Below are 18,083 nucleotides of genomic sequence, written 5' to 3' on the forward strand. Positions count from 1 at the left end.
CCGCTTTATCGCTGCGGTAAATAACGCAGCGGGTTTACGGATTTCCCCTTGTAACGAATTTCAAAATGCAAGCGTGTAGAGCTGGTGCCGGTGCTACCCATAGTAGCGATTTTTTGCCCCGCCTTAACTTCCTGTTGTTCCCGGACCAGCATCGTATCATTATGGGCGTAGGCGCTCAGGTAATCATCGTTATGTTTGATGATAATAAGATTACCGTAACCACGCAGTGCGTTACCGGCATATACGACGCGCCCATCTGCGGTTGCGACGATAGCCTGTCCCTTACTGCCTGCAATGTCGATCCCTTTATTGCCCCCTTCGGAAGCGCCAAAGTTTTCGATCACTTTGCCATCCGTCGGCCAGCGCCATGCGGAAATTGGCGCGCTGGTTGACGTACTGCTTGCATTTGGTTCGGTCGTGCTTACCGTTGGTGCCGTTACAGGCGCTGTGACAACCGTCCCAGCAGGCTTGTTGTTTGGCAACATTTTGTTAGCACTTTGTTCACCTGAGCCCTCAGAATACGTAATTGTTGGTTGAGACGCAACTGCAACGGTGGAATTTTGTGCAGGCCTGGTCACAACTCCTTGCTGTGCTGCATCCGCCTGAGTGATCGCATTTCCGCCAGTAATTGGCGTACCGGATGCGTTGCCAACTTGCAAAGTTTGCCCCACATTCAGGCTATACGGGGCAGGAATACTGTTTCGCTGGGCCAGATCGCGGAAATCGTTCCCGGTAATCCAGGCGATGTAAAAAAGCGTATCACCCTTTTTCACGGTGTAAGTACTGCCACCGGCGTAGCTACCTTTCGGAATATTCCCATACTGGCGATTGTATACAATTCGCCCATTTTCCATCTGTACGGGCTGTTCCGCGACAGGTTGAGTTTGCAAGGGCTGCGTAACAGGACGCTGAACGGGTTGAATTTGCGGCGCTTGTTGCGTCGTCGCGCCCATTTTTGGCGGCGGTGTGATCAACATCCCGGAATTGGTATTTGATGACGAACCACCGTCCACAGATGTGACCGGCGCCGGAGGGTTTGACGAACTGGTACAACCGGCCAGCCATAGTGAAACCAGTGACAGTGCCGCAATGCGACTAACGGTGAATTTTGGGCTTCCCGCGCTCATTTATCCCCCAGGAAAAATTTGGTTAACAACCAGTGACGTAAGAACCGTGCAACGCATTAAGTGAACACGGGAAAATGTGTTCACGATACGCTTAACCCACCGGGAATAACCAGGAAAACTCCAGGTATTCGTGCCGGCTTCATCAGGCGTAATAGTGGGTGTTTGCAGGGCAAACTAGGCCAGCTCTCCCTTGACTAACGGGACGAAGCGAACGGCCTCCACGGTATCAATAATAAATTCGCCGCCCCGGCGACGCACGCGTTTCAAAAACTGCTGCTCATCGCCCACGGGCAGAACAAGAATGCCGCCTTCATCCAACTGTGCCATGAGCGCGGTAGGAATTTCCGGCGGCGCGGCCGTCACAATGATAGCGTCAAACGGCGCACGCGCCTGCCAGCCTTGCCAGCCATCGCCATGACGGGTAGAAACATTATGTAAATCGAGCTGCTTCAGGCGGCGGCGCGCCTGCCATTGCAGCCCCTTAATCCGCTCAACGGAGCAAACGTGATGTACCAGATGCGCCAGAATCGCCGTTTGATAGCCGGAACCGGTGCCAATTTCCAGCACCCTGGATTGCGGCGTCAGTTCGAGCAGTTCCGTCATTCGCGCCACCATATAGGGCTGCGAAATCGTCTGACCCTGGCCTATCGGCAAGGCGATATTTTCCCAGGCCTTATGTTCAAACGCTTCATCAATAAATTTCTCGCGCGGCACTGCGGCAAGTGCATTAAGCACCTGCTCATCTCTGATGCCCTGCGCGCGCAATTGTTCAAGAAGAGCCTGTACACGTCCACTTACCATTGCGTGCCAACTCCCACGCTGTCTAACCAGTCTGAAACCACATCATGCGCGCTGTGCGCGGTTAAATCTACATGCAACGGCGTGACGGAGACGTAGCCTTCATCCACCGCCGCGAAATCGGTATCCGGCCCGGCGTCGCATTTATCGCCCGGCGGCCCAATCCAGTACAGCGTATTGCCGCGCGGATCTTCCTGCGGGATTACTTTATCCGCCGGATGGCGGCTACCGCAGCGAGTCACGCGGATACCTTTAATCTGCGCTAACGGCAGATCCGGGACATTCACGTTGAGAATACGCCCGGTACGCAACGGCTCCCGGCTTAACCCTCGCAAAAGCGCGCAAGTCACGGCCGCCGCCGTATCGTAATGCTGATAGCCGTTAAGGGAGACCGCTAATGCCGGAAAGCCGAGATGACGACCTTCCATCGCCGCGGCGACAGTACCGGAATAGATCACATCATCGCCCAGATTCGGACCCGCGTTAATACCAGAAACGACAATATCCGGACGCGGACGCATTAAGGCATTAACGCCCAGATAGACGCAATCGGTCGGCGTTCCCATCTGTACGGCGATATCGCCATTATCAAAGGTAAAAGTACGAAGCGAAGATTCCAGCGTCAGGGAATTAGACGCGCCGCTGCGGTTACGATCCGGGGCTACGACCTGTACATCAGCAAACTCACGCAGCGCTTTCGCCAGCGTTTGTATACCGGGCGCGTGAACCCCGTCATCGTTACTCAGCAATATGCGCATAATCACCCATTGTGTTGATCAATTCCCTTACTACGCTGGTGGCAAAACTGCCTGCGGGCAGCCAGAAACGTAACTCGACGGTAACGTCATCCCACCAGTTCCAGCTTAATTGTTGCGGGTAAAGCAGCATCGCTCTGCGCGACGCCTCTACTTTTTCGCGCAGCAGCAGCGATTGCAACACCATTTCCTGGGCAATGGCGTCTTGCTCAAACGCCAGCGCCTCCCGCTGTGTTCCCCACTCTCCGCTGCCCGGCAACGACGCTGTAATCATCAGCTCTTTTTCGTCTACCCGGCGCTGCAATTCAGGCAGTTCTTCAGATGTCGCGACGAACCAGCTTCCACGACCCGTTAATTGTAGCGCATCGCCATCAACAACTTGATTAAAGTCTGGTTTCTTCAGCCGCTGGTGAACAATTTGATTAAACAACGCGCTACGCGCCGCCGACAACCAAAAACTGCGTTTATTGCGATCGCGCACCGGCGCATCACTTTGCGCCCAGCGCAGCGCGCCCTGCAAGTTGCTGCCGCCAATACCAAATCGCTGCGCGCCAAAATAGTTCGGCACGCCGCTATCGCGAATCGCCTGCAATCGTGTTTCGACATCGCGTCGATCGCTTATTTCACGCAACACCAGCGTAAATGCATTGCCTTTCAGCGCGCCTAAACGCAGCTTACGCTTGTGACGCGCGTATTCCAGCACCTTACAACCTTCCAGTTGAAACGCGCTAAAATCGGGCATCTCTTTACCCGGTACGCGCGCGCACAGCCACTGCTCGGTAACGGCGTGTTTATCTTTTTGCCCGGCAAAGCTAACTTCGCGAACGTGAATTTTCAGGAATTTCGCCAGCGCGTCAGCGACAAAACGGGTATTGCAGCCGTTTTTCAAAATACGCAGCAGAATATGCTCGCCTTCGCCATCCGGCGTAAAGCCTAAATCTTCAATCACCACAAAATCTTCCGGATTCGCTTTCAGCAATCCGCTACTTTGTGGTTTTCCGTGCAACCAGATGAGATTGTCAAACTCTGTCATTTCGCTGTCTTCATCAGCAGCGCGACCGCTTCGCAGGCAATCCCTTCGCCGCGCCCGGTAAATCCGAGTTTTTCTGTCGTCGTCGCCTTCACGTTAACATCATCCATATGGCAGCCGAGATCTTCGGCGATAAATACGCGCATTTGCGGAATATGCGGCAGCATTTTCGGCGCCTGCGCAATAATGGTGACATCCACGTTACCGAGAGTGTATCCCTTCGCCTGAATACGGCGCCAGGCTTCACGCAGCAGTTCGCGGCTATCCGCCCCCTTAAATGCCGGATCGGTATCCGGGAAGAGCTTGCCGATATCGCCGAGCGCCGCAGCACCCAGCAGCGCATCGGTCAGCGCATGTAACGCCACATCGCCATCAGAATGCGCCAATAGCCCTTTTTCATACGGGATACGTACGCCGCAAATGGTAATCGGGCCTTCTCCGCCAAACGCGTGTACGTCAAAACCGTGTCCAATTCGCATTATATTGTCTCCTGGTGGATAGTTCGGGTCAGATAAAATTCCGCCAGTGCCAGATCTTCCGGGCGGGTAACCTTGATGTTATCCGCGCGACCTTCAACCAGCGCCGGATGAAAACCGCAGTACTCCAGCGCTGACGCCTCGTCGGTGATGGTCGCACCTTCATTCAGCGCACGCGTCAGACAATCGTGCAAGAGTTCGCGGGGGAAAAACTGCGGCGTGAGCGCGTGCCATAAATCGGCGCGCTCTACGGTATGGGCAATAGCGGTTTTCCCCGGTTCGCCGCGTTTCATGGTATCGCGTACCGGACTGGCGAGGATACCGCCGACCCGGCTGTTTTCGCTGATGGCCAGCAACCGCGCCAGGTCATCCTGATGCAAACAGGGTCTTGCCGCGTCATGCACCAGCACCCACTGCGCCTCTGCAACGGCCTGCAACCCGGCCAGAACAGAATCAGCGCGTTCGTTGCCGCCATCCACGACTGTGATTTGCGGATGATTCGCCAGCGGAAGTTGGGCAAAGCGATAATCACCAGGGCTGATAGCAATAACGACGCGGGTCACCCGAGGATGCGCCAGCAGCGCATGAACTGAGTGCTCCAGAATGGTTTTATTACCGATTGAGAGATACTGCTTAGGACATTCTGTTTGCATTCGGCGGCCAAATCCGGCAGCCGGCACCACGGCGCAAACGTCCAATAAAGTGGCTGCCATGTTAAATCCCTGGATGGTTTATCGATTAGTCTGCCCCGCCGTTGCCGCGCGTTTTGAGGCGTCAGGCACCAGACGATAGAAGGTTTCGCCCGGTTTGGTCATGCTAAGTTCGTTGCGCGCGCGCTCCTCAATCGCTTCCTGTCCGCCATTGAGATCGTCAATTTCGGCAAAAAGCTGATCGTTACGCGCTTTAAGTTTGGCGTTTGTCGCCTGCTGCGCGACCACATCATCGTTGACGCGGCTATAGTCATGTATGCCGTTCTTACCGAACCACAGCGAATACTGTAGCCAGACCAGTAAAGCCAGCAACAGCAGCGTTAGTTTACCCATCCTGCCCCCTGAAAAACGGCATCATCATCCCATAACGACCTCTGTGACTCCACATTAAGGACGGGATTGCCGCGACAACGCCGGCAAATGTACCACATTTGCCGGGTGTTACGTATACCCGAGTAAGGAGAACATAATCTCATTGTTGGTTACGGTTTGAATTATGACCGGAGGCGCAGTGATAACCCATCTACCCTAGTAACCATATAAATAACACGCCAAACAGCGCGCCTACCGCCAGTAGAGTAAACATAATGCTAAAAAGTATCTTGCCCTTTACCAGCAGATGCAACGCAATGCCGATAATCACCGATACTGGCATTAACGCGAGGAAAAAGGGCCAGGTATAGAGAAAGAAAAACAGCGTGTTAGGGCCATAAAGCAGAAAAGGTATCCCCAACGCCAGCAGCCACGACACAAAGCCGACCACCGCCCCCGGTAATGAACTGGTGGTGTCATCGTCGACAATGAAGGCGTCTGACCTTGTGAAAGTAATGTTATGGCTATTACGCATATCAAATCCTGTAACCTTGACCATACCAGGCATACAAGCCCGGTGGTGCCCTAGGATCTGATAATATCGCGCCGTCTTAGTAGGTCTAATAATTGGGAAACCAAATTTGTTACTAATTGTTCACCATTAAGATGAATCTGTGGCGATTCAGGCGCTTCGTAAATGGCGTCGATGCCGGTAAAGTTACGTAACTCGCCCGCGCGCGCTTTTTTATACAACCCTTTAGGATCACGCTGTTCACAGATAGCCAGCGGCGTATCGACATAAATTTCAATAAAACGATCGTGGCCGACGCGCTCTTGCACCAGTTGCCGCTCGGCGCGGTGCGGAGAAATAAATGCCGTCAAAACAATCAGACCGGCGTCCGCCATCAGACTGGCCACTTCGCCTACCCGCCGGATATTCTCCTGGCGATCGGCATCGCTAAAGCCTAAATCACGACACAAACCGTGGCGCACATTATCGCCATCCAACAGGTAGGTACTGACGCCACGGTGATGTAACGCCTCTTCCAGCGCGCCGGCTACCGTTGATTTTCCCGAACCGGAGAGTCCGGTAAACCACAGCACCACGCCACGGTGGCCGTGGAGCTGTTCGCGGGCGGCGACGGTGACGGGATGAGAGTGCCAGACCACGTTCTCATCATGCAGCGCCATGTTTATCTCCCAGCAAATCACGGGCGTCCCAGTGCGGGAAATGACGGCGTACCAGCGCATTCAGCTCCAGCTCAAACGCGCTGTATTCCACGGGTGGTGTCACTCCGCGTTCGACCGGCTCCCGCACCATGCCTGCGCCCACGGTGACGTTAGAAAGTCGGTCGATAAAAATCAGCCCGCCCGTCACCGGATTTTGCTGATAAATATCCAGCGCGAGCGGCTCATCGAATGTCATCTCCACCAGACCAATGCCGTTTAACGGCAGGCTCTCGACGTCTCGTTGGGTCAGATTGTTGATATCAATTTGATAGCGGATAGTCTCGATACGCGCACGGGTTTTCTTACCCGCGAGTTTAACGTCGTAGCTTTGGCCCGGCGCCAGCGGCTGTTCCGCCATCCATACCACATCGATCGCGGCGTGCCGCGCAGGTGCCAGCGTCTCGTTTGCCGCCAGCAGCAGATCGCCGCGGCTAATATCAATATCGTCGTTGAGTACCAGGGTAATGGCTTCGCCCGCATATGCTACTTCTTTGTCGCCGTCAAAAGTGACGATACGCGCCACGCTGGATTCCACGCCGGACGGCAGCACTTTAATACGCTCTCCGACTTTGACGCTACCAGACGCCAGGGTGCCGGCATATCCCCGAAAATCGAGATTCGGGCGATTGACGTATTGTACCGGAAAGCGCATCGGCTGACGGTCTACCGCACGCTGTATGTCTACCGTTTCCAGGACTTCCAGCAGCGTCGGACCGCTGTACCAGCGCATATTCGCGCTCTGCGCGGCGACATTATCCCCTTCCAGCGCAGAAAGCGGGACAAAGCGAATGTCCAGATCGCCCGGCAACTGTTCAGCAAAGGTCAGATAATCTTCGCGAATACGGGCGAAGGTCTCTTCGCGGTAGTCAACGAGATCCATTTTGTTGATTGCCACTACCAGGTGTTTGATCCCCAACAGAGTGGAGATAAAGCTATGGCGACGCGTCTGATCCAGCACGCCTTTACGCGCGTCGATCAGCAGGATCGCCAGATCGCAGGTGGACGCCCCGGTCGCCATATTACGGGTATATTGTTCATGCCCTGGCGTGTCGGCGATAATAAATTTTCGTTTTTCAGTGGAGAAATAGCGGTACGCGACGTCAATAGTAATGCCCTGTTCACGCTCAGCCTGCAGCCCATCGACCAGCAGCGCCAGATCGAGTTTTTCTCCCTGCGTACCATGACGTTTACTGTCATTATGCAGGGAAGAGATCTGATCCTCATAAATTTGGCGGGTATCGTGCAGCAAACGACCTATCAGCGTACTTTTACCGTCATCAACGCTGCCACAGGTTAAAAAACGCAGCAGGCTTTTGTGTTGTTGGGCAATCATCCAGGCTTCGACGCCGCCTTCATTGGCGATTTGTTGTGCAAGTATGGTGTTCATGGCGGCTCCTTAGAAATACCCCTGACGTTTTTTAAGCTCCATCGACCCCGCCTGATCGCGGTCAATCATCCTCCCCTGGCGCTCGCTGGTGGTGGAAACCAGCATCTCTTCGATAATTTCCGGCAGCGTTTGCGCATGGGATTCCACCGCACCGGTGAGCGGCCAGCAGCCGAGCGTACGAAAGCGTACCATCCTTTTTTTGATGACTTCGCCAGGCTGGAGATCGATACGATCGTCATCCACCATCATCAACATGCCGTCACGTTCCAGGACCGGACGTTCAGCAGCCAAATACAGCGGCACGATGTCGATGTTTTCCAGCCAGATGTATTGCCAGATATCCTGCTCTGTCCAGTTGGAGAGCGGGAAGACGCGAATACTTTCACCTTTATTAATCTGACCGTTATAGTTGCGCCATAACTCCGGCCGCTGGTTTTTCGGGTCCCAGCGATGGAAACGGTCGCGAAAGGAGTAAATACGTTCTTTCGCGCGGGATTTTTCCTCATCGCGCCTTGCGCCGCCGAACGCGGCATCAAAACCGTACTTATTCAGCGCCTGCTTTAACCCTTCGGTTTTCATAATGTCGGTGTGTTTAGCGCTACCGTGAACGAACGGATTGATGCCCATCGCCACGCCTTCCGGATTTTTATGTACCAGCAATTCGCAGCCGTATGCGTTGGCGGTACGATCGCGAAAGGCGTACATCTCACGGAATTTCCAACCGGTATCAACGTGCAATAGCGGGAACGGTAACGTACCCGGATAAAACGCCTTACGCGCCAGATGCAGCATGACGCTGGAGTCTTTACCAATGGAGTACAGCATGACCGGATTAGCGAATTCCGCTGCCACTTCACGGATAATGTGGATACTTTCCGCCTCCAGTTGCCGCAGGTGGGTGAGTCGTTTTTGATCCATAACCGTTCCTTTGCAATACCGTTTTTTGCTAAACATTTCGATTACACGACTATAGGGAGCGCAGGAGAGTGAATGAAATGACGAATTGGAATGAGTAGTTCCTCAAAGGAATAACGCGGCCCAAAAACCAATATCAAAAAATGCTTAACGTACCGGATTGCCGGCATTTAGGAGCAAATGAAATTGTGTTAACACGATCGCAGTTTCATACTAACCGGGTAAAATTTTGTTCTGTATTTAAGGACTCATTATGTTTTCCGCAACGCGCCGTTTTACCGTCATTCTGGCGCTCGGCGTAGGCTTTATCCTTCCTGCACAAGCAGCATCACCAGGGCCTGGTGAAATAGCGAATACTCAGGCACGACATATCGCCACCTTTTTTCCCGGGAGAATGACTGGCTCCCCCGCCGAGATGTTATCTGCCGATTATTTACGCCAACAATTTACCCAGATGGGATACCAAAGCGATATTCGAACGTTTAATAGCCGATTTATTTATACCACGAAGGATAATCGCAAAAACTGGCATAACGTGACGGGCAGTACGGTCATTGCCGCCCATGAAGGGCGCGTGCCGCAACAGATCATCATCATGGCGCATCTGGATACCTACGCTCCGCAGAGCGATGCCGATGTTGATGCCAATCTGGGCGGTTTAACGTTACAGGGAATGGATGATAATGCCGCGGGATTAGGCGTTATGCTGGAACTGGCGGCGCGTCTGAAAGATATACCGACCCATTATGGGATTCGTTTTATCGCCACCAGCGGGGAAGAAGAGGGAAAGCCAGGCGCGGAAAATTTACTCAAACGAATGAGTGACGCTGAGAAGAAAAATACGCTGCTGGTCATTAATTTCGATAATCTGATTGTTGGCGACAAGCTCTATTTTAATAGCGGGAAAAATACGCCGGAAGCGGTGCGTACACTGACCCGCGATCGAGCATTAGCGATTGCGCGCCGTTATGGTATCGCCGCCAGCACCAATCCGGGGCTCAATCCGTCCTACCCCAAAGGAACGGGTTGCTGTAATGATGCGGAGGTTTTCGATAAAGCGGGAATTTCTGTGCTTTCCGTTGAGGCGACAAACTGGAATCTGGGTAAAAAAGACGGATACCAGCAACGCGCGAAAAATGCTTCCTTCCCGAACGGCAATAGCTGGCACGACGTACGGCTTGATAATCAACAGCATATTGACAAGGCGCTGCCAGGACGAATTGAGCGCCGTAGTCGCGACGTAGTACGGATAATGCTGCCGCTAGTAAAAGAGCTGGCGAAGACGGAAAAGACATCCTGATCTGCTGGTAAAAATAGCTTATCCCCGCTGACGCGGGGAACACGACCACAGTAACTTCAGCAGCCTGACCGGCAGCGGTTTATCCCCGCTGACGCGGGGAACACGCGTAGAAGCTGTTGACGTCAGCGAGCGCAAACGGTTTATCCCCGCTAGCGCGGGGAACACGTATTATAGCGGGTAATTGAGGAGAAAATCATCGGTTTATCCCCGCTGGCGCGGGGAACACCACTTCTAATGCAACTACAAACAAGCGACCAACGGTTTATCCCCGCTGGCGCGGGGAACACACATTAAGCCTGGTTGATAAGCTGACGAAGCCCGGTTTATCCCCGCTGGCGCGGGGAACACGGATTATATGTCACAGACAACAATTACACTGGCGGTTTATCCCCGCTGGCGCGGGGAACACACCAATACCCAGAACAATACCTATCAACGCGCCGGTTTATCCCCGCTGGCGCGGGGAACACTCTTCATCGGTAAACCAGATATTTTCCTGCTCCGGTTTATCCCCGCTGGCGCGGGGAACACCCGTGAATCTCCTCCGCCGCCTGACGCTGGTCCGGTTTATCCCCGCTGGCGCGGGGAACACTGCTCTTTTCGGGAAATTTTGACGTCAGTAGCCGGTTTATCCCCGCTGGCGCGGGGAACACTGAAGCTGCCTTTCTAAGGAAGTTTTTTGATTCGGTTTATCCCCGCTGGCGCGGGGAACACCATATCGGTAGCGAGGGCGTAAATACGCTCACCGGTTTATCCCCGCTGGCGCGGGGAACACGCTGTAATTGCGTCTCTATTGTTTAGAGAATTCCGGTTTATCCCCGCTGGCGCGGGGAACACGATGCCGTGACGGGCGTAATCGTAGTACGGGTCGGTTTATCCCCGCTGGCGCGGGGAACACATAGAAAGGATGCAGTAAAAAAGATTGGGAATCGGTTTATCCCCGCTGGCGCGGGGAACACTGGATACGGGATATCCGATCCGCCGTGAGACTCGGTTTATCCCCGCTGGCGCGGGGAACACTTGCTCCTCCGTTAGCGGCTCTCCGGAGATTGCGGTTTATCCCCGCTGGCGCGGGGAACACCCCCTTAACCTTGATGCCAGCGGCGTCTCTTGCGGTTTATCCCCGCTGGCGCGGGGAACACGATGTTGACCCTATCACACGCTATCCACTATTCGGTTTATCCCCGCTGGCGCGGGGAACACGCACGAATGCAGGCGTTATCAGATGAGCAGCGACGGTTTATCCCCGCTGGCGCGGGGAACACATAGACGTACAGCGTACCCCCGTTGGCAACGGCGGTTTATCCCCGCTGGCGCGGGGAACACTGGGCGCAAAAATGACGCCGTCAGTGTGGAAGCGGTTTATCCCCGCTGGCGCGGGGAACACCAACAGGTAGATAACAACAACCGTAAAAACGACGGTTTATCCCCGCTGGCGCGGGGAACACCTGGCCCGCTCCCGTGCTGCAATGTACAAGGCCGGTTTATCCCCGCTGGCGCGGGGAACACTTAACCGGGCTGTCAAGAGCAACGATTTATAACGGTTTATCCCCGCTGGCGCGGGGAACACCTGCTGAAGTTCATTGATTACAACGTTGCCGACGGTTTATCCCCGCTGGCGCGGGGAACACGTCATATTCTTTGCGCTGCGGTTCTGCCACTGCGGTTTATCCCCGCTGGCGCGGGGAACACCCTGCCTGTTGCTTTTTGGTTGTCTATGTAGTCGGTTTATCCCCGCTGGCGCGGGGAACACAGTGACGACGTACCACAATTTACGGCGCTTCCCGGTTTATCCCCGCTGGCGCGGGGAACACCGCGCCGCCTGATCTCCAGTGATTAAAATTTCCGGTTTATCCCCGCTGGCGCGGGGAACACCTGATTGACAGGCCGAGGTCTGCGCGGATTGACGGTTTATCCCCGCTGGCGCGGGGAACACACGCCGCAAGGATGATGGGTTGAGTAAAAAATCGGTTTATCCCCGCTGGCGCGGGGAACACCTGCCCGTTTGAACCTGCGTTTGCCGATACGCCGGTTTATCCCCGCTGGCGCGGGGAACACTCGTTCGTCACCCAGCGACAGGCTACGGTTGCCGGTTTATCCCCGCTGGCGCGGGGAACACTGTGGGAGTGATGGTAAGTACAACGCTAACCCGGTTTATCCCCGCTGGCGCGGGGAACACACTAAATCTATATATTTGTTCCAGAAAGCCTTTTTTGCCACCCAACAATCCACCAACATTAAGATAACAATTTCTTATTATTAAAGAACATTCAACTCATTGATTTTCAACGGGAAGAAAAGAAACTAATCTGAGTCCATCCAAATCTACCGGAATACGGCGGTTCTCCCCCCAGGTCTGGAACTCAAAACCTGACTCCGTATTTGTTGCCCAGGCCATTACTACGTTTCCGACTCCACCCAGTTGTGTAATCTGTTGCCAGATCATCTCCCGAATGCGTTTTGATGTATCGCCAACATAAACCCCCGCACGAATCTCCAGTAACCATATGGCAAGCCGCCCTCGCAGGCGCGGCGGTACGTTTTCAGTCACCACCACCACCATGCTCATTAACCATGCCCCCGATGTCCGCTGTCACCCAGAGATTCCGGCTCAGGTATTGCTGGCGGCAACATATCCGGCGCAGGCTGAGGTGGTTCAATTTCACCGGCAGCGAGCACCTCTTCGATCAGTGGGATCAATTTTCCGGTCAGCTTCGAACTGCGAAAAATATCACGGCAGGCCAGGCGCACTTCTTTATCAGGTTCCGCCGGATGACGAGCGGCGATCTCAAATGCCTTTGGCACGACAGATTCAAATTTAATAATGTCAGCAATGTCATAAACAAAAGACAGCGGTTTTCCGCTATGAATAAAACCGATTGCAGGCGCATAACCCGCCGCCAGCACCGCCGCCTCGGAAATCCCATACAAACATGATGTCGCTGCGCTGATGCATCGATTTACCACATCGCCTTTTTCCCAGTCTTTAGGATCGTAGTTACGGCCATTCCACTTAACGCCGTATTGCTTTGCAAGCAACGCGTAGGTCGCCCGCACACGGCTACCTTCAATACCACGCAACTGCTCAATAGAGCGGCGGGCTGGCGGCGGTTCGCGAAAGCGCAACTCGTACATTTTACGCACTACCTTCAGACGCAAATCGTCATCCAGCGCCAGTTTTGCCTGGTAGAGTAATTTATCTGCTCTCGCTCCGCCTGGCTGCCCGGAAGAATAAACCCGCACGCCAGCTTCTCCCACCCATACCAACAGGGTGCCGACCGTTGACGCCAGATGTACTGCGGCATGTGAAACTCGCGTTCCCGGTTCAAGCATGATGCAGGCGACCGACCCCACCGGGATATGCGTACGAATCCCGGTTTTATCGATTAATACAAATGCCCCATCCAGTACGTCAATCTGCCCGTACTGGAGGAAGATCATTGAGGTTCGATCTTTTAACGGGATCGGATTGAGCGGTACGAACGTCACTCACTGTCTCCGGGTTTGATCAACATCATCCCGCAGCCAAATGCCCGGCTTTTACCGTATCCCTGCACCAGCCGTTGCAGAAACAGCACAGGGTTATTCACCACCAGCACACCTGCATAGTCCACACTGCTAAACTGAATCATCTGCCGGGATTTTTCGCGTCGTATCTGCTGTTGCCGATAAGCATCGACACTTGCCTCGCGCAGAGAGAATCCATTTTGTTCACCCTGGCGCGATAACCACTCCAGCGCTGCCTGCTGCTGATAAGTCCAGATATCCCGACTATCAGGCTGCGTTTTTACCTGACGCTTCGCCTCCATCAACAGATCGTGGCGCTTACCCGCTTTACAAATGGTTGGATTTGCGCGCAGGGTAAAACGTAGTATCTGACCAACACTTAGCTCAGGGGCAAATGGGCGACACTGTACGTCGAAAATCGCGCTCTCCGCTGGCCGTTCCTGTGACAGAACAAAAAAGCGAAACGCCCCCTGTAGCTCTTCACGACGATAGAGAAACTGCCGTTCCTTGCCGCCGGGAAAGAGCTCCCATAGCCACTGGTGCATCACGTACTCGCCGCGCTCCACAAGGTGAAGTAGCTGCGAGGGAACAAGCTGAGCAGTATGTAAAGTTATTCTTGAGAGATACACGCGTCCTCCTTGCGAAGCCACTGCCCCTGATTCACGCTACGTTCACCGAACAGCCATTGCTGGCGGCTCAACGGCATGTCGCGACGACGTAATATTTTGTTTGCCGTTAAGCCCTCGTGTTCACCTTCCCACCAGCATTCGTTCTGTAATCTGGGGAGAGTCAGTTTCAGCGCATTGAATTTATCCTGATACTGACGATACGCTTCGCGTAACACATCCGCCGCACTCCCTTCCAGCAGTTGCGGCGCAAGCGGCAACGCCAGAGGGTGACTTTTGCGCCCCAGATAAAGCGGGAACACAGGATGTTGTAACGACGCCTGAAGCTGCGCCAACGTGTAAGGTGCGTCCGGCGTCGCGCTGACAGCGATCATCCACCAGGCGTCGGTGTAGTAGTCGCGTCGGGAAATCAGCGCGCTCAGTAACTCAGGATCCTGCAACTCTTCACAGCGGCTGAAGTAACGTGACTTACGTACCTCTTTCGGCATCTGGACGGTGTGATAATCCCTCGCCCAGCGAGGGTTGCGGCTGGCGCACAGCAAAAAGGAATAGTGACGATTAAACGCACTTAGCCGTTCCTCTTCATCACGCCGAATACCCAGCGCCGCCGCCAGCAGCCCCAGCAACGCCGAGCGCGAGGGCAGATCATGGCTGTGGCGCACTTCGCCTGGCGCATCCACGCCCCAGGACGCCATCGGCCCGTGAAGCTGAAAAACCAGATATTGGCTCATAAGCCGCCCCTTACGCGCAGATGAAATCAAGCATGTCTTTCATGCTTCCCTGCTGATTCATAACGTTAAAGTCTTTGAACGCAGTCTCCTGTGCATAGACCGCATTCATATTTTCACGCAGCGCGGTAATACGCTTAACCGCAACGTTCAATTGGTCTGTACCGTTGATCGGTTCATAAAACGCGGCCGCCAGTGAACGTGGTTGGTCGGTGCCTTTTTCGGCCAGCGCCCACGAGGCATAGGCACGGCTGGCAAAGCTGTTCTGCTTGCCGGTCGGCGAAACTTTCAGCGCCGCTTCAGTAAAGGCCCGCAGCGTTTTGTTTGCCAGCTCTTCATTGCCGTTAAGGTTTTTTACCAGCAGATCTTTGTCGATGCAGATATAGGTGTAAAACAGCGCGGAGCCAAAGCCGGTTTCGCCGAGATGGCCTGCGCCTGCATCATCGGAGGCGGCGCGCAGATCGTCAACGGCGGTAAAGAAATCATCTTCGACGATAGTTTCGCTGACGCCAAACGCGTGCGCAACCTGGCAGGCGGCTTCAACGTTAAAATCGGGTTTATTGGCCAGCATACGACCAAACATCGCAATATCGACGGCCATACGATCGTGACGCAACAGTGCAGCCTCTTCTTCCGTCGCCGGACGTTTTTCTTCCGCCAGACGGTGTGCCAGCGCTTTTACCGCCTCAAACTCAGCAGGGCTGATATGCACCAGTTGCTCGGTGTCCGCGTTCGTTAATGGATCTTTCGCTTTCTTGTCTGCCTTTATTTTACCAAAACAGTTGGCGATTTTTTCTACATATTCAACCGCTTTTTTGGCGTCAATACCGCTATCAATCAGGATTTGCGCCGCTTCACGTGCGATGCGCCCGCTGCGAATACCGATATTCCCGGCCAGCGCCTGTTCAAACAATTCAGAGGTGCGCCATGCGCGTTTCAGGCTTTGCGAAGAGATGCGCAAACGCGTTGCGCCACCAAGCACTACCGTTTTTGGCGCGCCGGTGTCGTCACGGTTGAGGTTGGCGGCAGGATAAGCGGTTAATAAATGGAGTTGAATAAACGTTGTCATTTGAGAGTCCCTGTTAATCTTTTTCGTTATCGTCATCGCCGGCCTGGTAGTATTCCAGCGCCCAGCGGATACGGATAAATTCGGTTGGCCGCTGTTGGCGGCGATGGTGGTTCAGCAACTCATTATTTTCCTGGCACCAGTGGAAAATATCCTCCGCCAGCGAAATCAGGTTGGCTGTGCCATTTAACAACTTCACCGCGCGTCGGAGCTGGCGCAGCAGTTCATCGGGGGTTTTTACCGCGCAAAGTCGGAAAAATCGTAGCTCCGACATGACGTTATTTAGCTGTGCGGCGAATTTTTGCCGCTCATCTATCGATTTGATATGGGCCGCTACTGCCGCCGTCAACGCCAGCGCGGTAAAGCGCCACTCCTGCCCTTCGATTTTCCATAGCGTATGGGTCTGCATCAGCAGGGAGCGGAATCCTTCCGACAAGCAAACGTCGTTCACCGTTACGCTGCGTCGCAGACTGGCCCGCGCGCCGCGCTGTTCCTGTAACTCTTCATGCCACTGGCGCAGCGTGGCATTATGATCGTCCTTCACGATACTCATTCAGCAGCCTCCTGCTTTTTTGCTTTGGCGGCTTTTGCGCTTTGTTTTTCCGCCGATGTCGTAAAATATTTTTTTCGTGCCGTCATAATGCGTTTCAGATCGCTACTCTCATAGGGGCTGGTAAAGACATGGTCGTCAAAGTAGCGCCGGGTAAACAGCCAAAGTTCGCGTTGCCATTTAGTCAGCCTTTCGTCCGGCTTGTGTCCGTTTTCAAGATCGTGGATCAGATTGAGAAAACGTCCCTGCGTCAGGTTCCAGAAATCGATATCAATAAAACTGAAATCACCCCGCGTATCCTTCGCACTGGCGAACCACGCTTCTTTTAGCGCACTACGCAGCAGACTAAGGAGACGGGCGGCGGTTTGTGCTGCTTTACGTAAATCAGGGATCAGACCTTCCGTCATCAGTAACGGAAAGTGATGCTCATACCAGCAGCGAATTTTCATATTGTCGAAATCCGCGCCAAAACCCCATAGCCCCGCTTTGACATCCCTGAGACGACGCGCGTTAAACACTTTCACAACCAGCGCCGGATATTCTTTATTCGCTTCTGTATGGTTTTCCTGACTTAATCCCAGCCAGTCGCGCCAGATAAGCCCGCCAGGCTGAGGTTTAACCGAGAAGAATCCACTCCCCTCTTTCACCGGCAGACGATAGGGCGTCAGCGGATGGCGCCAGCCATCATAATTAACGCCATAGTTCTTAACTGTCATAACGCTCAGCAGCTCATCACTGTCAGCACCGCAGATATTGCAGGCGCCTGGCTGTGTGGTCGTAAAATCAAGACGGATACGGCGCGGCATTCCCCAGTATGCCTGTAGCTTATTAACCTGCTCTGGCGTCGTCACCGCGCTCGCCTGTTCACTGGTTCGTGTTGCGGCAAGCCACGGGAAAACCGACGCGTCACAAGTCGCAGGTAACGGCAGATCCGCAGCATCCTGCGGCATTACGTTCAGCCACAGCTTTCTCCACAACGGCGTTTGCCGCTCGCTCTGATACGCCTGCAATTCTATTAGCGTGGTCATCGGCCCGCCGCCGCGTAGCCCGGTACGGTAGCCTTTGCCGCCAGAAGGGGCGTTAAGCTGTAACGAGAACAGTGCCAGCGCGGCGCAGTGCGGGCAAAATCGTTCCGTTACGCCACGTTTGACAAAATGATCTTTATTAAATTTGGTCGTTTGCGCGCCAGGCGTTTCCGGAAGCAGCGAGGCAACGGTCACTTTTTCACCGGTTAACGGTTCAAAATCCTGCATAAAAGACGGCGTTTCCGCGCCAAACTGAAAGGCATGCTCTAACGGCGCTAATGCTTCACGCAGCATTTGCTCTGTTAGCCCATCCAACCAAATATCCTCCCAGCGGGCGCTATTCTTCGGCGCGATGCTGCATTGCAGCAACCCCAGCAGAAACTGCCAGGCCGCTCCCTGTAAATCGGCTCGCGTTGCGGCGATGTCCACCACGTTTTCATCCGCCAGATCGACGGGGGCCAGCTTACCCGTCGAGCCGTCGTTGAAACGGACGGGAAGCCAGGGCTTTGTTAAAAGTGAAAAATTGTCCATATCTGTATTC

Annotated in this window: 20 protein-coding genes and 1 CRISPR repeat array; of the genes, 2 read left to right on the forward strand and 18 right to left on the reverse strand. The window is 54.1% G+C overall.

Annotated elements, in window-relative coordinates; genetic code table 11:
• Positions 1 to 5: 5 nt before the first annotated feature.
• Positions 6 to 1,076, reverse strand: coding sequence for a murein hydrolase activator NlpD (nlpD, locus tag AC3G3F_RS06705; protein ID WP_230389275.1), 1,071 nt, complete (start codon positions 1,074 to 1,076; stop codon positions 6 to 8).
• On the opposite strand from nlpD, the gene AC3G3F_RS06710 reads away from it, so the two are divergent.
• Positions 967 to 1,191: a peptidase gene (locus AC3G3F_RS06710; RefSeq protein WP_226995555.1), complete on the forward strand. Its 225-nt coding sequence runs from the start codon at positions 967 to 969 to the stop codon at positions 1,189 to 1,191. The genes nlpD and AC3G3F_RS06710 overlap by 110 nt on opposite strands.
• 110 nt (positions 1,192 to 1,301) lie before the next feature.
• Here AC3G3F_RS06710 and AC3G3F_RS06715 read toward each other — a convergent pair whose 3' ends face one another.
• The 10 genes from AC3G3F_RS06715 to cysD all read right to left on the reverse strand — a co-directional run bounded on the left by AC3G3F_RS06715 (position 1,302) and on the right by cysD (position 8,743).
• A complete protein-coding gene (locus AC3G3F_RS06715) occupies positions 1,302 to 1,928 on the reverse strand; it encodes a protein-L-isoaspartate(D-aspartate) O-methyltransferase (protein ID WP_000253545.1) in 627 nt (208 codons plus the stop codon).
• On the reverse strand, positions 1,922 to 2,683 hold the full coding sequence (gene surE / locus AC3G3F_RS06720) for a 5'/3'-nucleotidase SurE (protein ID WP_023249307.1): 762 nt from the start codon (positions 2,681 to 2,683) through the stop codon (positions 1,922 to 1,924). The genes AC3G3F_RS06715 and surE overlap by 7 nt, the downstream gene beginning before the upstream one ends.
• Entirely contained in the window at positions 2,664 to 3,713 is a 1,050-nt protein-coding gene (gene truD, locus AC3G3F_RS06725) for a tRNA pseudouridine(13) synthase TruD (RefSeq protein ID WP_023249306.1), read from the reverse strand. Before truD ends, surE begins: the two co-directional genes overlap by 20 nt.
• The gene (gene ispF / locus AC3G3F_RS06730) at positions 3,710 to 4,189 is read right to left on the reverse strand and encodes a 2-C-methyl-D-erythritol 2,4-cyclodiphosphate synthase (protein ID WP_023249305.1); all 480 of its coding nucleotides are present in this window, start codon (positions 4,187 to 4,189) and stop codon (positions 3,710 to 3,712) included. The genes truD and ispF overlap by 4 nt, the downstream gene beginning before the upstream one ends.
• Positions 4,189 to 4,899, reverse strand: a complete 711-nt coding sequence (gene ispD / locus AC3G3F_RS06735; protein WP_023249304.1) for a 2-C-methyl-D-erythritol 4-phosphate cytidylyltransferase — start codon at positions 4,897 to 4,899, stop codon at positions 4,189 to 4,191. The genes ispF and ispD overlap by 1 nt, the downstream gene beginning before the upstream one ends.
• Before the next feature lie 18 nt (positions 4,900 to 4,917).
• Positions 4,918 to 5,229, reverse strand: a complete 312-nt coding sequence (ftsB, locus tag AC3G3F_RS06740) for a cell division protein FtsB (RefSeq protein WP_000517481.1) — start codon at positions 5,227 to 5,229, stop codon at positions 4,918 to 4,920.
• Between the two features lie 190 nt (positions 5,230 to 5,419).
• Positions 5,420 to 5,743 (reverse strand): DUF3561 family protein, encoded by a 324-nt coding sequence (locus AC3G3F_RS06745; protein ID WP_023184140.1) that lies wholly within the window; start codon positions 5,741 to 5,743, stop codon positions 5,420 to 5,422.
• Positions 5,744 to 5,793: 50 nt separating this feature from the next.
• Positions 5,794 to 6,399, reverse strand: coding sequence for an adenylyl-sulfate kinase (gene cysC, locus AC3G3F_RS06750; RefSeq protein ID WP_023249303.1), 606 nt, complete (start codon positions 6,397 to 6,399; stop codon positions 5,794 to 5,796).
• Positions 6,386 to 7,825, reverse strand: a complete 1,440-nt coding sequence (gene cysN / locus AC3G3F_RS06755) for a sulfate adenylyltransferase subunit CysN (RefSeq protein WP_023249302.1) — start codon at positions 7,823 to 7,825, stop codon at positions 6,386 to 6,388. The genes cysC and cysN overlap by 14 nt, the downstream gene beginning before the upstream one ends.
• Positions 7,826 to 7,834: 9 nt before the next feature.
• Entirely contained in the window at positions 7,835 to 8,743 is a 909-nt protein-coding gene (gene cysD, locus AC3G3F_RS06760) for a sulfate adenylyltransferase subunit CysD (protein ID WP_000372384.1), read from the reverse strand.
• A gap of 250 nt (positions 8,744 to 8,993) precedes the next feature.
• Between cysD and AC3G3F_RS06765 the strand changes: the two genes are divergently transcribed.
• Positions 8,994 to 10,040, forward strand: coding sequence for an aminopeptidase (locus AC3G3F_RS06765; RefSeq protein WP_023249301.1), 1,047 nt, complete (start codon positions 8,994 to 8,996; stop codon positions 10,038 to 10,040).
• A 14-nt stretch (positions 10,041 to 10,054) separates the two neighbouring features.
• Positions 10,055 to 12,219: a CRISPR direct-repeat array (repeat unit 29 nt; unit sequence CGGTTTATCCCCGCTGGCGCGGGGAACAC).
• Between the two features lie 96 nt (positions 12,220 to 12,315).
• On the opposite strand, the gene cas2e is transcribed toward AC3G3F_RS06765, so the two are convergent.
• From cas2e to casA, 7 genes are read right to left on the reverse strand one after another with little or no spacing between them, the layout of a single operon-like run.
• Complete coding sequence (cas2e, locus tag AC3G3F_RS06770; protein WP_023249299.1) at positions 12,316 to 12,609, reverse strand: type I-E CRISPR-associated endoribonuclease Cas2e; 294 nt, start codon at positions 12,607 to 12,609, stop codon at positions 12,316 to 12,318.
• Complete coding sequence (cas1e, locus tag AC3G3F_RS06775) at positions 12,609 to 13,529, reverse strand: type I-E CRISPR-associated endonuclease Cas1e (protein ID WP_053509139.1); 921 nt, start codon at positions 13,527 to 13,529, stop codon at positions 12,609 to 12,611. The genes cas2e and cas1e overlap by 1 nt, the downstream gene beginning before the upstream one ends.
• Positions 13,526 to 14,176 (reverse strand): type I-E CRISPR-associated protein Cas6/Cse3/CasE, encoded by a 651-nt coding sequence (cas6e, locus tag AC3G3F_RS06780; RefSeq protein WP_053509141.1) that lies wholly within the window; start codon positions 14,174 to 14,176, stop codon positions 13,526 to 13,528. Before cas6e ends, cas1e begins: the two co-directional genes overlap by 4 nt.
• On the reverse strand, positions 14,158 to 14,904 hold the full coding sequence (gene cas5e / locus AC3G3F_RS06785) for a type I-E CRISPR-associated protein Cas5/CasD (RefSeq protein ID WP_488394699.1): 747 nt from the start codon (positions 14,902 to 14,904) through the stop codon (positions 14,158 to 14,160). Before cas5e ends, cas6e begins: the two co-directional genes overlap by 19 nt.
• Before the next feature lie 10 nt (positions 14,905 to 14,914).
• Complete coding sequence (gene cas7e, locus AC3G3F_RS06790) at positions 14,915 to 15,970, reverse strand: type I-E CRISPR-associated protein Cas7/Cse4/CasC (protein WP_023249295.1); 1,056 nt, start codon at positions 15,968 to 15,970, stop codon at positions 14,915 to 14,917.
• Positions 15,971 to 15,983: 13 nt separating this feature from the next.
• On the reverse strand, positions 15,984 to 16,520 hold the full coding sequence (casB, locus tag AC3G3F_RS06795) for a type I-E CRISPR-associated protein Cse2/CasB (protein WP_070804677.1): 537 nt from the start codon (positions 16,518 to 16,520) through the stop codon (positions 15,984 to 15,986).
• Positions 16,517 to 18,073, reverse strand: coding sequence for a type I-E CRISPR-associated protein Cse1/CasA (gene casA / locus AC3G3F_RS06800; RefSeq protein ID WP_111763961.1), 1,557 nt, complete (start codon positions 18,071 to 18,073; stop codon positions 16,517 to 16,519). Before casA ends, casB begins: the two co-directional genes overlap by 4 nt.
• Positions 18,074 to 18,083 lie beyond the last annotated feature (10 nt).

This window comes from Salmonella sp. FC25216, from assembly GCF_057751355.1.